The 13031-nt window shown below is 68.1% G+C and carries 14 protein-coding genes; 9 read left to right on the plus strand and 5 right to left on the minus strand.

Features of this window, described 5'->3' with window-relative positions:
• Nucleotides 1-18: 18 nt before the first annotated feature.
• Entirely contained in the window at nucleotides 19-777 is a 759-nt protein-coding gene (locus ABZV40_RS00465) for a hypothetical protein (RefSeq protein WP_355433688.1), read from the minus strand.
• 254 nt (nucleotides 778-1031) lie between these two features.
• On the opposite strand from ABZV40_RS00465, the gene ABZV40_RS00470 reads away from it, so the two are divergent.
• From ABZV40_RS00470 to ispF, 3 genes are read left to right on the plus strand one after another with little or no spacing between them, the layout of a single operon-like run.
• The gene (locus tag ABZV40_RS00470; RefSeq protein WP_065915127.1) at nucleotides 1032-1520 is read left to right on the plus strand and encodes a CarD family transcriptional regulator; all 489 of its coding nucleotides are present in this window, start codon (nucleotides 1032-1034) and stop codon (nucleotides 1518-1520) included.
• Nucleotides 1521-1562: 42 nt separating this feature from the next.
• A complete protein-coding gene (gene ispD, locus ABZV40_RS00475) occupies nucleotides 1563-2255 on the plus strand; it encodes a 2-C-methyl-D-erythritol 4-phosphate cytidylyltransferase (RefSeq protein WP_355433691.1) in 693 nt (230 codons plus the stop codon).
• Entirely contained in the window at nucleotides 2252-2722 is a 471-nt protein-coding gene (ispF, locus tag ABZV40_RS00480; RefSeq protein ID WP_355433693.1) for a 2-C-methyl-D-erythritol 2,4-cyclodiphosphate synthase, read from the plus strand. The genes ispD and ispF overlap by 4 nt, the downstream gene beginning before the upstream one ends.
• Here ispF and ABZV40_RS00485 read toward each other — a convergent pair.
• On the minus strand, nucleotides 2719-3021 hold the full coding sequence (locus ABZV40_RS00485; RefSeq protein WP_355433695.1) for a DUF6191 domain-containing protein: 303 nt from the start codon (nucleotides 3019-3021) through the stop codon (nucleotides 2719-2721). The two genes, ispF and ABZV40_RS00485, sit on opposite strands and share 4 nt — an antisense overlap.
• Nucleotides 3022-3054: 33 nt before the next feature.
• On the opposite strand from ABZV40_RS00485, the gene ABZV40_RS00490 reads away from it, so the two are divergent.
• The 6 genes from ABZV40_RS00490 to ABZV40_RS00515 all read left to right on the plus strand — a co-directional run bounded on the left by ABZV40_RS00490 (nucleotide 3055) and on the right by ABZV40_RS00515 (nucleotide 10476).
• Nucleotides 3055-3999, plus strand: a complete 945-nt coding sequence (locus tag ABZV40_RS00490; RefSeq protein WP_355433697.1) for a TIR domain-containing protein — start codon at nucleotides 3055-3057, stop codon at nucleotides 3997-3999.
• Nucleotides 4000-4024: 25 nt separating this feature from the next.
• Nucleotides 4025-4648: an HAD-IA family hydrolase gene (locus ABZV40_RS00495; RefSeq protein WP_355433699.1), complete on the plus strand. Its 624-nt coding sequence runs from the start codon at nucleotides 4025-4027 to the stop codon at nucleotides 4646-4648.
• Nucleotides 4645-6039, plus strand: coding sequence for a cysteine--tRNA ligase (gene cysS, locus ABZV40_RS00500; protein ID WP_355433701.1), 1395 nt, complete (start codon nucleotides 4645-4647; stop codon nucleotides 6037-6039). Before ABZV40_RS00495 ends, cysS begins: the two co-directional genes overlap by 4 nt.
• Before the next feature lie 5 nt (nucleotides 6040-6044).
• Entirely contained in the window at nucleotides 6045-7016 is a 972-nt protein-coding gene (gene rlmB / locus ABZV40_RS00505) for a 23S rRNA (guanosine(2251)-2'-O)-methyltransferase RlmB (RefSeq protein WP_355433703.1), read from the plus strand.
• 558 nt (nucleotides 7017-7574) lie between these two features.
• Nucleotides 7575-8798, plus strand: a complete 1224-nt coding sequence (locus ABZV40_RS00510) for an MFS transporter (protein WP_355433705.1) — start codon at nucleotides 7575-7577, stop codon at nucleotides 8796-8798.
• Between the two features lie 319 nt (nucleotides 8799-9117).
• Nucleotides 9118-10476 carry a GGDEF domain-containing protein gene (locus ABZV40_RS00515; RefSeq protein WP_355433707.1) on the plus strand — a complete coding sequence of 453 codons (1359 nt, stop codon included), beginning with the start codon at nucleotides 9118-9120 and terminating at the stop codon, nucleotides 10474-10476.
• Between the two features lie 18 nt (nucleotides 10477-10494).
• Here the strand turns inward: ABZV40_RS00515 and ABZV40_RS00520 are convergent, their stop codons facing one another.
• Genes ABZV40_RS00520 through ABZV40_RS00530 form a run of 3 tightly spaced genes read right to left on the minus strand, consistent with a single transcriptional unit; the run spans nucleotide 10495 to nucleotide 12967 of the window.
• Nucleotides 10495-11310 (minus strand): metal ABC transporter permease, encoded by an 816-nt coding sequence (locus ABZV40_RS00520; RefSeq protein ID WP_355433709.1) that lies wholly within the window; start codon nucleotides 11308-11310, stop codon nucleotides 10495-10497.
• Complete coding sequence (locus ABZV40_RS00525) at nucleotides 11307-12098, minus strand: metal ABC transporter ATP-binding protein (RefSeq protein ID WP_355433711.1); 792 nt, start codon at nucleotides 12096-12098, stop codon at nucleotides 11307-11309. The genes ABZV40_RS00520 and ABZV40_RS00525 overlap by 4 nt, the downstream gene beginning before the upstream one ends.
• Complete coding sequence (locus tag ABZV40_RS00530) at nucleotides 12095-12967, minus strand: zinc ABC transporter substrate-binding protein (protein ID WP_355433713.1); 873 nt, start codon at nucleotides 12965-12967, stop codon at nucleotides 12095-12097. The genes ABZV40_RS00525 and ABZV40_RS00530 overlap by 4 nt, the downstream gene beginning before the upstream one ends.
• Nucleotides 12968-13031 lie beyond the last annotated feature (64 nt).

Raw genomic sequence — 13031 nt, forward strand, 5'->3', positions numbered from 1 at the left:
TTTTCGCGTGTCAGAGACTCAGTGGCCCGCGGTCTCGTGGTTCTCGCTCGTGCGCTTGTGCTCGGACGGCGCGATCGGCACCTCGAGCGTGACCGAACCGGCCTTCTCGAAGACGAACGTGACCTTGACGGTCTGCGCGGCCACGATGTCGCGCTTGACCTTCTTCAGGGTGCAGCGGACGTGCAGCACCTCGAGGTCGTTCGGGATCGCGGACGCGCTCGGGTACGCCGAGGACGAGCCCGACGGCTTGCCGGACGACGGCGACGCAGAACCGGACGACGAGGGCGACACCGAACCCGACGTCGGCGCGACCGACGAGGACGACGGAGCAGACGACGGGGCACCGGAGGTCGGCGACACCGACGAGGAAGGCGTGCCCGTCGAGGACGGCGCGGCCGAGGAGGACGACGGCGCGGAGGTCTTCGTCGGCGCCTTCGACGGGTCGTACTCGGCCTGCAGGGCGTAGCGGGACGGGATGTCCTTGCCGCCCACGACCTCGGCCTCGCCCTCGGTGGCCTCGGACTTGATCGACAGCAGCTTGTCGGCGTTCTCACCCGTGTTGGCGATGACGAACGTCATCGGCACGTCGTCACCGTCGTGGTAGCGGTTGCCGTCCGGCGGGAACGCCAGCATGACGTTGCGCACCGCGATCGGGCCCGCGTTTCCGCTCGCACCGTCGACGGCGGCGACCTGGGTGTCGGTCTGGGTGATCTGACCGGCGCTGCAGCCGACCGCCACCAGGCCGAGGCCCGCGGCCAGCGCTGCCGTCACGATCATCCGGCGAGACACTCCTGAGTTCACGGCTCCAGCGTCCTTCCTAGGGAACAACCACCAGGCAAGGAGCCTAACCGGGGGCTCGAAAGCCGACTCGACGTGGTGCCGTTCGATCTTGACAAGCCCGTACGTTGCACGCGAACAGGTGGTTTGTCAACCCCCCGCATGGCCCTGACCAGCACTAACGGATCATCGCGCGGCGTTCGCAGCCTTGCCGGACGTGTTAGGATGGAGGAAGCGAAAGGGGCAGAGGACACATGGTTTTCAAGGTCGGAGAGACCGTCGTCTACCCGCACCACGGTGCCGCTCTCATCGAAGCAATCGAGACCCGCGTGATCAAGGGCGAGGAGAAGAAGTACCTCGTTCTCAAGGTGGCGCAGGGCGACCTCACCGTTCGGGTTCCCGCTGACAACGCCGAGATCGTGGGCGTTCGTGACGTTGTCGGCCAGGAAGGGCTCGACCGGGTCTTCGAGGTCTTGCGTGCTCCCCACACCGAGGAGCCGACCAACTGGTCTCGGCGGTACAAGGCCAACCTTGAGAAGCTCGCCTCCGGCGACGTGAACAAGGTTGCGGAAGTGGTGCGCGACCTCTGGCGGCGCGAGAAGGATCGCGGGTTGTCCGCCGGCGAGAAGCGGATGCTGGCGAAGGCGCGGCAGATACTGGTCAGCGAGCTGGCGCTGGCCGAGGGTACTGACGAGGACAAGGCCGAGGTTCTTCTCGACGAAGTTCTCGCCACAGCGTCGTAGTTTCGACAAACAAACACACTGAGCATCGGATAACGCCGCAAGATGAGTGTTGTCGCGCTCGTTCCTGCGGCAGGGCGGGGTGAGCGTCTGGGCTACGGGATGCCCAAGGCGCTCGTGCCGGTCAACGGGGTACCGCTCCTGACCCGTGCCGTTCGTGGTCTGTTCGCGTCAGGCCAGGTTCAGCACGTCGTCATCGCCGCTCCACCGTCCGATGTGGATCTCGTGCACACCGCAACCGCCTCGCTGGCCCCGGCCGACGGGGCGGTGCACGTGCTTTCAGGGGGCGCCGAACGCACCGACTCGGTGCGCCTCGCCCTCGACCACGCGCTCCGCGTGATTCCGGACACCTCGATCGTGCTCGTGCACGACGCCGCCCGCGCGTTCACTCCTCCCGAGGTCATCGCCGACGTCGTGGCCGCGGTGCGCGACGGGCACGACGCCGTCATCCCGGTTCTTCCGGTGGCCGACACGATCAAGCAGGTGGACGAGGTCGGAGTAGTCGTCTCCACACCTGACCGGGCCGGTCTGCGGGTCGTCCAGACCCCGCAGGGTTTCCGAGCCGAGACTCTCAAAGCCGCCTATTGCTCCGGTATTGCCGCGACTGATGACGCTGGTCTCGTGGAGAAGAACGGTGGCAAGGTCCACACGGTTCCCGGTCACGCGCACGCCATGAAGATCACCACCCCGTTCGACCTCGCGGTCGCGGAAGCACTGTTCGCTGGAGGAAGCGCGTGAGGATCGGCCAGGGCGTCGACGTCCACCCGATCGAGGCAGGTCGCGAGTGCTGGATCGCCGGACTGCTGTGGGAGGGCGTCGACGGGTGCGCGGGTCACTCCGACGGTGACGTCGCCTCGCACGCGCTGTGCGACGCGTTGCTGTCCGCCGCGGGCCTGGGCGACCTGGGCGCGGTCTTCGGCACGTCCGATCCGCGCTGGTCAGGCGCACACGGAGTGGTTCTTCTCACGGAGGTGCGCCGGCTCGTCGAGGAGGCCGGGTTCCGTGTGGGAAACGCCACAGTCCAGGTGATCGGCAACCAGCCCCGCATCGGCAAGCGCCGCGACGAGGCCCAGAAAACGCTTTCCGAGGCCGTCGGCGGCCCGGTCTCGGTCGCCGGCACCACCACGGACGGCCTGGGCCTCACGGGACGCAACGAGGGCATCGCGGCCATCGCCACGGCGTTGCTGATGCCCGCCGACGCCTAGTCCGGGAGCTTGATGACGGCCGTGCCGCCGTCGAGGTCGATCCGGGTACGCGGCGGGGCTGCGTCACCCTCCTCATCACGGCGCTGCCGCTCTTCCTTGCGGTACTCGAGCTCGTCGCGCTTGGCGCCCTCGAACGTCGCACCCAGTTCGTCGAAGCTGATCGTCGCGAGCGGCGTGCCGCCCTTCTTGCGGCGGGCCACCCACTCGACCACGGCCAGCACGAACAAGATCGTCACCAGGCCCGGTAACGACATCGCCCAGATCATCCCCAGTTCCACGTCCTGAACAACTCCCGGCACCGGAGTGTGGTTCCCGCCACTAACATCACCGTGGTGCCCAAGTACGACGTTTGCCTCTCCTTTGCCGGCGAAGACCGCGACTACGTCGAAGAGGTGGCCCGCCACCTGGCCGAGCTGGGCGTCTCCCGCTTCTACGACACCGACGAGCAGGCCGACCTGTGGGGCAAGAACCTCGTCGAGCACCTCGACGAGATCTACCGCAAGGACTCGCGGTTCTGCGTGATGTTCGTTTCCGAGGCCTACGTGCGGAAGATGTGGACGCGGCACGAGCGGCGGTCCGCGTTCGACCGGGCGTTGGTGCAGGACACCGAGTACGTGCTGCCCGCGCGGTTCGACGACACCGAGGTCCCGGCGTTGCGCGCCGGCACCGGCTACCTCGACCTGCGCAACCGCACGCCGCGCGAGCTGGCCGTCATGATCGCGCAGAAGGTGGGCGCCCCGGTCGAGGCGACCCCGGAAGGCTGGGAGTACCAGCTCTTCTCCGACACCGCGTCGATGCACCTGCGCAAGCTCAAGGACAAGCGGCTCAGCCACGAGATGCGCTTCGCGGAGGACGTGCGCACGTTCACCACGGACACCGAGGCGCTCGACTACTACCTGATGCGTTCCCGTGCGTTCGACAAGATCGTCAACGGGGTCGCGGACCTGCTTTCGGACGGCAAGCAGCAGTGGGCGTTCGGTCCGGCGGGCCGGGCGGGCGACCGCGACCGGATCAAGCACCTGGCGACGCAGTTCGTGAAGTCGTACGAGGAGCTGCTCAAGTGGGCGGCCGACCTGCGTGGCACCACGACACCGGCCCGCTTCGAGCCGCTCTACACGGCCACCGCGCAGCTGGCCGACGAACCGCTGGCGCAGATCGAGGAGTTCCTGGCGCAGCTGGCGGCGGCCACCGAGCGCAATGCGGGTGACCTGCGGCTCACCCTGAGCTACGACGCGTCAGAGGTCGAGGCCGAGCTCAAAAAGGTCCAGACCACCTAGCTACGGAGAACGTAGAGTCGGGGACGTGACGATCCAGGCCGCGCTCTTCGACTTCTCCGGCACGCTCTTCCGGCTCGAGCACCCCGAGCTCGAGTCCAACGGTGACCTGTTGCGTGCGCTCACCGCCCCCGTCGGGATCGCCGACGGCATGGACCCCGAGCTGGTCGACGCGTGGCACCGCCGCGACCTCGACGCCGACGTCCACCGCTGGGTGCACGTGCGGGTGCTGAACGACGCCCTGGTGCCGGACGCCGAGGCGTTCTACGACCAGCTGCTGCACCCCGACTCGTGGCAGCCCTACCCCGACACCAGGGCCGCGCTGGAGCACCTCGCCGACGTCCCGGTCGCGGTCGTCAGCAACATCGGCTGGGACATCCGCGCGGTCTTCGAGCGGCACGGCCTCACGCACCTCGTGGACGAGTTCGTCCTCTCCTACGAGGAGGGCGTGATCAAGCCGGACCCGAAGATCTTCACCACCGCGTGCGAACGGTTGGGCGTCGATCCCCGCCACGCCGTGATGGTCGGCGACAGCGCGGAGGCGGACGGCGGAGCAGAGACCGTCGGTTGCGCCTTCCGGCTCGTCAACCCGGTTCCGACGAGTGACCGCCCCAATGCTCTTTTGGATGTGGCCCGTACCATTCCCGTGTGAGCCTCCACATCTACGACACGGCGAGCCGGAGCATGCGGGAGTTCCACCCGCAGGTCAACGGAACGGCGTCGATCTACGTGTGTGGGGCGACCGTGCAGGGCATCCCGCACATCGGCCACGTCCGCAGCGGCCTGAACTTCGACGTCCTGCGTCGTTGGCTGGCGCGCGACGGTGCCGACGTCACGCTGGTGCGCAACGTCACCGACATCGACGACAAGATCCTCACCAAGGCCGCCGAGCACGACCGGCCGTGGTGGGAGTGGGCGTACACGCACGAGCGCGCCTTCGAGGACGCCTACGACGCGCTGGGCTGCCTGCCGCCGTCGTACGCGCCGCGCGCCACCGGCCACGTCACGCAGATGGTCGAGCTGATGCAGCGGCTGATCGACAAGGGCCACGCCTACGACGTCGACGGCGACGTCTACTTCGACGTGCGCTCGTTCCCCGAGTACGGCGCGTTGTCCGGGCGCAAGCTCGACGAGCAGCAGCAGGGCGAGACCGACGTCCGCGGCAAGCGCGACCCGCGCGACTTCACGTTGTGGAAGGCCGCGAAGCCCGGCGAGCCGTCCTGGCCGACGCCGTGGGGCAACGGCAGGCCCGGCTGGCACCTGGAGTGCTCGGCGATGGCCACGACGTACCTCGGCAGCACGTTCGACATCCACGGCGGCGGGCTCGACCTGATCTTCCCGCACCACGAGAACGAGCAGGCCCAGTCGCGCGCGGCCGGTGACGGCTTCGCGAACTACTGGATGCACAACTACTGGGTCACGATGTCCGGCGAGAAGATGGCCAAGTCGCTGGGCAACACCGTGTCCATCCCGGCGATGCTGGACAAGGTCCGCGCGCAGGAGCTGCGGTACTACCTGGTGGCGCCGCACTACCGGTCGCACATCGAGTACTCGGAGGCGGCGCTGCAGGAGGCGGTGACGTCCTACGGGCGCATCGAGTCGTTCCTGCGCCGCACCGTCGAGCGGGTGGGTCCGGTCGAGCTGCGCGGTGAGATGTGCCCGGACTTCGTCGTCGCGATGGACAACGACCTGAACACCCCCCAGGCCGTGGCCGCGCTGCACAACAAGGTGCGGCAGGGGAACACGGCGCTCGCCGACGGCGACCACGACGCGGCTCGCGAAGCCGCCGAGTGCGTCCGCCGCATGGCCGACGTCCTCGGCGTCGACCCGTTGTCGCCGAAGTGGAACGACGTCTCGGCTGCCGACCTCGGCATGCGGCAGGCGTTGACCACGCTCGTGGACCGGCTGCTCGTCGAGCGCCAGGAAGCCCGCAAGAGCAGGGACTTCGCGCGTGCTGACGCGTTGCGCGACTCGCTGCTGGAGGCGGGCATCGCCGTCGAGGACACCCCCGACGGTCCGCAGTGGACTTTGAAGGACGACTGACTTCCGTGGCTGGCAACTCCAAGCGCAAGGGCGCGATGCGCAATCCGGGCTCGAAGAAGGGCGCGGTCGTCGGCTCCGGCGGGCAGAAGTCCAAGGGGCTGCAGGGCAAGGGTCCGACCCCCAAGGCGTCGGACCGCCCGAACCACCCCGCGTACAAGCGGGCCAAGGCCGTCGCGAAGACCGAGGCGGTCAAGCAGCAGCGGCGCCAGAAGACCGAGAAGGCCCAGGCCGAGACCGTGGCGGGCCGCAACCCCGTCGTGGAGTGCCTGCGCGCGGGCACCCCGGCGACGGCGCTGTACGTGGCGCTGGGCATCGACGCGGACGACCGCGTGGCCGAGGCCGTGCGCCTGGCCGCCGACCGGGGCATCTCCGTGCTGGAGGTGGCGCGCGGCGAGCTCGACCGGATCACCGGCGGGGCGATGCACCAGGGCCTCGGCCTGCAGGTGCCGCCGTTCGACTACGCCACGCCGGACGAGCTGCTCGACCTGGCCCAGCGCGCCGGCGAGCCGCCGTTGCTGGTGGCGCTGGACGGCGTGACGGACCCGCGCAACCTGGGTGCCGTCGTGCGGTCGGCAGCGGCGTTCGGTGCGCACGGCGTGGTGCTGCCGCAGCGGCGCAGCGCGTCGATGACGGCGGTCGCCTGGCGGACCAGCGCGGGCACGGCGGCCAAGCTGCCGATCGCGATGGCCACGAACCTCACCCGCACGCTGCGTGACTGGGCGGAGGCGGGTCTGATGATCGTGGGTCTCGACGCCGACGGCGACGTGGACGTCGACGGTCTGGATCTCGCGACCGGTCCGCTGGTGGTCGTGGTGGGCTCGGAGGGCCGCGGCCTCGGCCGTCTGGTGAAGGAGACCTGCGACCAGACCGTGTCGATCCCGATGGCGTCCGGTGTCGAGTCGCTGAACGCGTCCGTCGCCGCCGGTGTCGTGCTGGCCGAGGTCGCCCGGCGTCGCCGGATCGCGGCCAAGGCCTGACGATATCGGCTAGTTCGTGACGCTAAGGGCGTCCATTAGCCGACGTTAGTGATCGTTTTCCTGCCCGCTGAACCGGTTTCGTCCAGCGGGCGGGGAAACCGCGATCTACCCTCTCGCCAAGGGCTTGCGGGTGACTGCCATGACAAACGACGTGGCCCATTCCGCGGCACTCCCGAGCGCGGGTGCGTTCTCCCGTGTTCGCCAATTGCCAGTTCTACAGGCAGGAGTCGGAGCGAGTTGGACCGGTTGGCCGAACGCACGACACCCGTTTGGCACCGGTTGACACGGGGCGTGACCATTTGGGGTCCAATCAGGCGAACCTCAGGTCAACTGTGAAGAAGATCAGCCCTGCGTTTCGCTATTGTAACTACTTTAGGTAACTGGCCTGCTCCGTTTAGGTACACACTGTGGTAGGACAGACGTTGAACGGTCAGGCAGCTTCTACCGTGATTGTCGATAGAAATTGATTACCACCGGCGGGGGCGACGTGACTCGGCGTAGAGCGAATCAGGACGTGCTGATTCGCCGCGCGCGTGGCGCGGCGCTCCGAGGACCCGCATGACGACCCGCGGCGCTCTCCGCGAGCTCGTCGGTTTGCGTGAGTTCCGCGCCATGTGGATCGGTTCGACCGCTTCGACCGCCGGTGACCAACTCGCCGCGGTCGCATTGTCACTGCTCGTATTCGAGCGAACACATTCCGCAGCGTGGACCGCGCTCACCTGGTCGTTGACGCTCTTCCCGCCCCTGATTTCGGGCCCGTTGCTCGGCTGGGTCGCCGACCGGTTCCCGCGACGCACGGTAATGGTGACCACGGCCTGGCTGCAGGCCGCGCTCATGGGGGCGATGGCCATTCCGGGCATGCCGCTGTGGGCCATGATCGTGCTGCTCGTGGCGGTCCTGGCGATCTCGTCGCCGTACCTCGCGGCGCAGGAGGCGAGCCTTCCGCACGTTCTCCCGTCACACCGTTACGACGACGGCGTGGCGCTCTTCGGCACGTCCGTCGACATAGCTCAGATGGCGGGCCTCGCCGCCGCCGGCTTCCTGGTCACCCACACGAACCCCGGCGTGGCGCTCATGATCGACGCCGGCACGTTCGCCCTGCTGGCGATCTTGGTGCAGCTGTCCGTGAAGCACCGTCCGGCGGCGGATCCGCTGGGCCGCAAGAAGAAGGACGACGAGCCGCGCGGTGCGCTGACGTTGATGGTGTCCGAGCCGCGGCTGAGGACCCTGCTGGGCGTCCGGCTGCTCGCGGGCCTCGCGATGGTCCCGGAAGGACTCGCCGTACCTCTCGCGGCGAGCCTCAACGCGGTGTGGGCGGTGGGCCTGATCCTCGCGATCGAACCCGCGGCGAACGTGCTGGGCGTGGCGTTGTTGTTCCGCCTCGTGCGAGATCCGGCAAAACGTGAACGGTTGATCGGTCCTCTTGCGATCCTGTCACTGGCACCATTGATCATGTTCGCGCTCAGCCCGAACCTGACGTGGACGATCGTTTTGCTGGTGATTGCCGGTATAGGGGGCGCTTATCACACACCGGCTCGTTCGGCGTGGATGCGGCTGCTGCCCGATCAGTACCGAGGAAGGGCTTATGGCATTGGGCGCGCTGCGTTGCGCTCGAGCCAGGGCGGGGGAATGGCGCTGGCCGGCGTCGTCGCCCATTCGATCGGATCGGTGACGGCCACGATCGCGGGAGCGGGCGGTGTCGGGCTGCTGCTGGCGACGCAAGCCACCATCGCCTGGCGACGCGCGCGAGGTCGCAACGACACGAAGGCGGTGGCAATCTGAAACAGAACGGTCACCAATAGCGATATCCGTACCAAGAGGCACCTGATGATCGAGGTGCGATTGAAGTCGGGTCGCGAAGAGAGAGGCGGCGTCAGAAGTCACGGTTGCACATGGAAGGCACCTCCTCGTTGCAACGAGCAGCAGCGCGGTAGGTCTACGACCTGGTCAGCGGCGGCTTTGCTCATGACGTGCATGAGCGTAGGGGGTCGTGGTGAAGAACAGTTTGACTGATCGCAGGCGATCGCGGGCACTCGGCTTGACTCCGATTCGCAACTGGGACCTTTGGACCGTTGCGCCTAGTGCGATCGCGTACTTTTTCGTGCTCGAAGCGGCCGTGATCGCAGCCTCCATTTGGCTGCTGACGAAGCTCACGTCCGTGTCGACCTCGGACTGGCTCCGCTTCGGCGCGATCATCGCCGCGATCACAATTCACCTGACCGTGGTACGCAGAGCGGAAGAGGCCCGCCGCAACGAGGCCTCCGGCCCCCACATCGACCTCACCTCGGTCTGGACCTTCGCCGCAGCCGTCGCTCTTCCGGGTGGTCTTGCCGTGATCGCCACGATCTGGATGCGCATCCTGATCCAGCCGATCGCCCGCCGCCAGCCGTACCGCTTCGTCTTCGGCACCGCCTCGATGCTCGCCTCGACCCTGCTGTCCTGGGCGCTCGTCCACCTTTCGGGTGTATCTCTCGCGGCGACCGGCAACGTCCCGACCGACCTGGGCCTGGTCCTGGTCCTCGCCATCACCGCCCTCCTCTACTGGTTCGTGCAGGTGATGACGGTCGCGGTCGCCTTCAAGATCGTCACGCCGAACTCGAAGGTCCTCGACTTCCTGGGCTCCAAGGTCGACAACATGCTGGAGATGAGCACTCTCGGCGCCGGTGCCATGCTCGGCATGCTGATGACGTCCCACTGGGTGGGCCCGTTACTGCTCGTCGTCCCCGTGATCCTGGTTAACGCGCTGCTCTCGCGTGCAGGCGAACGCCGCGCCCACCTCGAACGCCTGCTGCGCGAACAGGAACAGCTCCACCAACGCCTCGCCGCGGACGCCCACACCGACTACCGAACGGGCCTGCTCAACACCAACGGCCTGGCCGAATACGCGGGCCGCCTGGCCGAGCGCTGCCGTATCGACGGCGAACCGATGACCGTCCTGGTCATCGACCTGGACCACTTCAAGCGCATCAACGACACCTGGGGTCACCCGGCGGGCAACGCCGTCCTGGCCGAAGTGGGCCGGATCCTCCGCGAGAAGCTCCGCCCCGGCGACGTGGCGGGCCGGGACGGCGGCGAGGAGTTCGTGGTGGCGCTGAAGGACACCCCGGTCGCCCAGGGCGTGACCATCGCCGAACGCATCCGCGAGGCCATCGGCAACCTGGCCGTCCCGACCACCGACAAGCACCGCAACGTCGTGACCCTCTACGGCCGCGAAACCCAGCCCCTGGAACCGGAAGGCGAGTCCCTGCAGGCGATCTCGGCCTCGATCGGCGTGGCGGTCATCCCGGACAACGGCCCGGACATGGCCACCGCCCAGCACTCAGCGGACGCCGCGCTCTACAAGGCCAAGGAGAACGGCCGCAACCAGGTCCGCGTGGCGGGCCTGGACATCCCGCCGCGCCTGATGCCGGCCCCGCGCCAGGACGACATCACCAAGCCGATCACGTCCCGCACGGCCTGAGGCCAATCAGCCAGTCCGTCAGGCGGAACGGCGCTGAACGGCCCCGACACCTCGGCAGACGAGGTAGATCACGAAGCTCACCGCCGTGACGAGAGCGGAAACCGGAAGCCCCGGTTGCAGCGACAGAAGGATGCCGCCGACCGCTGCCGTCTCCGCGAAAAGAACGGAAAGAAGGGTCGCGCGCAAAGGCGAGGCGGTGACGCGCATGGCGGCCGCGGCGGGCGTGATCATCAACGCCAGCACCAGCAGTGCGCCGACGACCTGCACGCTCAACGCGGTCGCCACACCGACCAGCACGGCGAACACGATCGACAGCCAGCGCACCGGAACGCCGCGGGAGACCGCCACGTCCGGATCGACCGAGGCGAAGAACAACGGCCGGTAGATGAACGCGAGCACGGCCAGCACCGCGATCGACGACACCACCAGCAGCTTCAGGTCCGTCGAGTCGACGCCGACGATCTGCCCGGTCAGCAGCCCGAACTTGTTCTTCGTGCGTCCTTTGTAGAGGGACAGCATGAGGATGCCCATGCCGAGCCCGAACGCGAGGATCGCCCCGATCACCGAGTCGCGGTCGCTCTCCCGCCGCGACAGCACGCCGAGGAGCACCGCGGCGATGATCGACCCGGCCAGCGCGCCGTAGCCCACGCCGATGCCGAGCAGCAGGGCCGCCGCACCACCGGTGAACGCCAGTTCGCTCGTGCCGTGCACCGCGAACGCCATCCTGCGGGTGACGATGAACGGGCCGAGCACGCCGGCGACGAGGCCCAGCACCGCGGCCGCGATCAACGCGGTCTGCACGAAGTCGATCTCAAGCAGGTCGAAGATCGTCACGACGCGGCCTCCGCCGTGAGGTGGTGGGTCTGCTCCTCGCAGGCACCCGCGCCGACGACGAGGATCTGGTCGCGCACGCGCACGACCTCGACCGGCGTCCGGTACAGCTCGGACAGGGTGCGGGAGTTCATGACCTCTTCCGGTGTGCCGACGCGGAACCGGCCGCCCACCAGGTACAGGACCCGGTCCACGAGCGGCAGCACCGGGTTGAGCTCGTGCGTGACGAACAGGACGGCCGTGCCGGCCTCCCGCCGCCGCTTGTCGATCAGCTCGCTGACCACCCGCTGGTTCGCGAGGTCCAGCGACAGCAGCGGTTCGTCGCAGAGCATCACCGCCGGATCGCCGACGAGCGCCTGGGCGACGCGCAACCGCTGCTGCTCACCACCGGACAGCAGGCCGATCGGCTCGTCCGCGTACCGCGTGGCGCCGACGGACTCGATGGCCGCGTCGACCCGGATCCTGCGCTCGCGGCGGTGGCGCAGGCCGAGGCCCCAGCGGTAGCCGTCGAGGCCGAGACCGACGAGGTCGCGGCCGCGCAACGTCATCGACTGGTCGAGCGCTCGCTGCTGCGGGATGTAGCCGACGGCCTCCTTGCCACCGGCGACCGTCACCGTGCCCGACGACAGCGGCTGCAACCCGAGCAGCACCCTCATCAGGCTGGTCTTGCCGGACCCGTTCGGACCGAGGACCGCGAGGAACTCACCGGGCTCGACGTCGAGGTCGAGCCCGTCCCACAGCACTCGGTCGGAGTAGGACAGCCGGGCCCCGCGCAGCGAGATCGCGGTCATGCCTTCAGCGCCTGCGAAAGCGCGTCCACCTGCTTGCTCATCCAGTCAAGGTAGCCGGTCACCCCTTCGGGCAGGGTCTCGGTCACCGCGACGACCGGCACCCCCGCCGTCTTGGCCTTCTCGACGAGCTGCTTGGTGACCTGGTTCTCGGTCTGGGTGTTGTCGACCAGCACGTTGGCCTGCTTGCCCTCGACCAGCTGGTTGATCGACGCCAGTGCGGCGGCCGGCACGTCCGACTCCTCCTCGACGGCCTTGCTGAACGCCTGGGGGGTCACGTCCTCGGCGCCGGTCGCGTCGAGCAGGTAGTGGGCGATCGGCTCGGTGGCGACGACCTTCTTGCCCTTGCCGATGCCGTCGACCTTCTTCCCCAGCTCCTCCAGCTTGGCGGTGAACTGCTGGGTGTTGCTCTCGAAGGTCGTCTTCTTGTCCGGCTTGACGGCGCCCAGCTCGTTCGCGGCCGCCTCGGCCACCGCGCGCACGGTGTCGAGGTCGTACCAGACGTGCTCGTTCTCGTCCTTGTCGTGCTTGCGCAGCGGGAACGCCTCGATCTTCTTCTGCGCGTCGCCGGTGATCAGCTTGGCGAAGAAGTCGTCGTAGCCGCCGCCGTTGAACACGACCAGCTTGGCGTCCTTGACCAGCGCGACGTCCGCGGGCTTGCTCTCGTACGAGTGCGGGTCCGCGCTCGGGTCGTCCAGCAGCGCCTTGACGTCGACCTCGTCGCCGCCGACCGCCTTGATCACGCTGCCCCACACGTTGGTGGACGCGACGACCTGGATCTTGCCGCTGTCCGCCGAGGGCGTGCTCGTCGTACCGCAGGCAGCAAGGCTCACGACCGCAAGTGCGCCCACCAGGAGGTTGCGGAGAGTCATCACACGTACCTCGATCAGGTAATGGAAACCGTTGTCGAGTTCAGTTTAGAACACGAAAAAGCCC

Source organism: Lentzea sp. NPDC004782, from assembly GCF_040609115.1.
Lineage (GTDB): Bacteria > Actinomycetota > Actinomycetes > Mycobacteriales > Pseudonocardiaceae > Lentzea.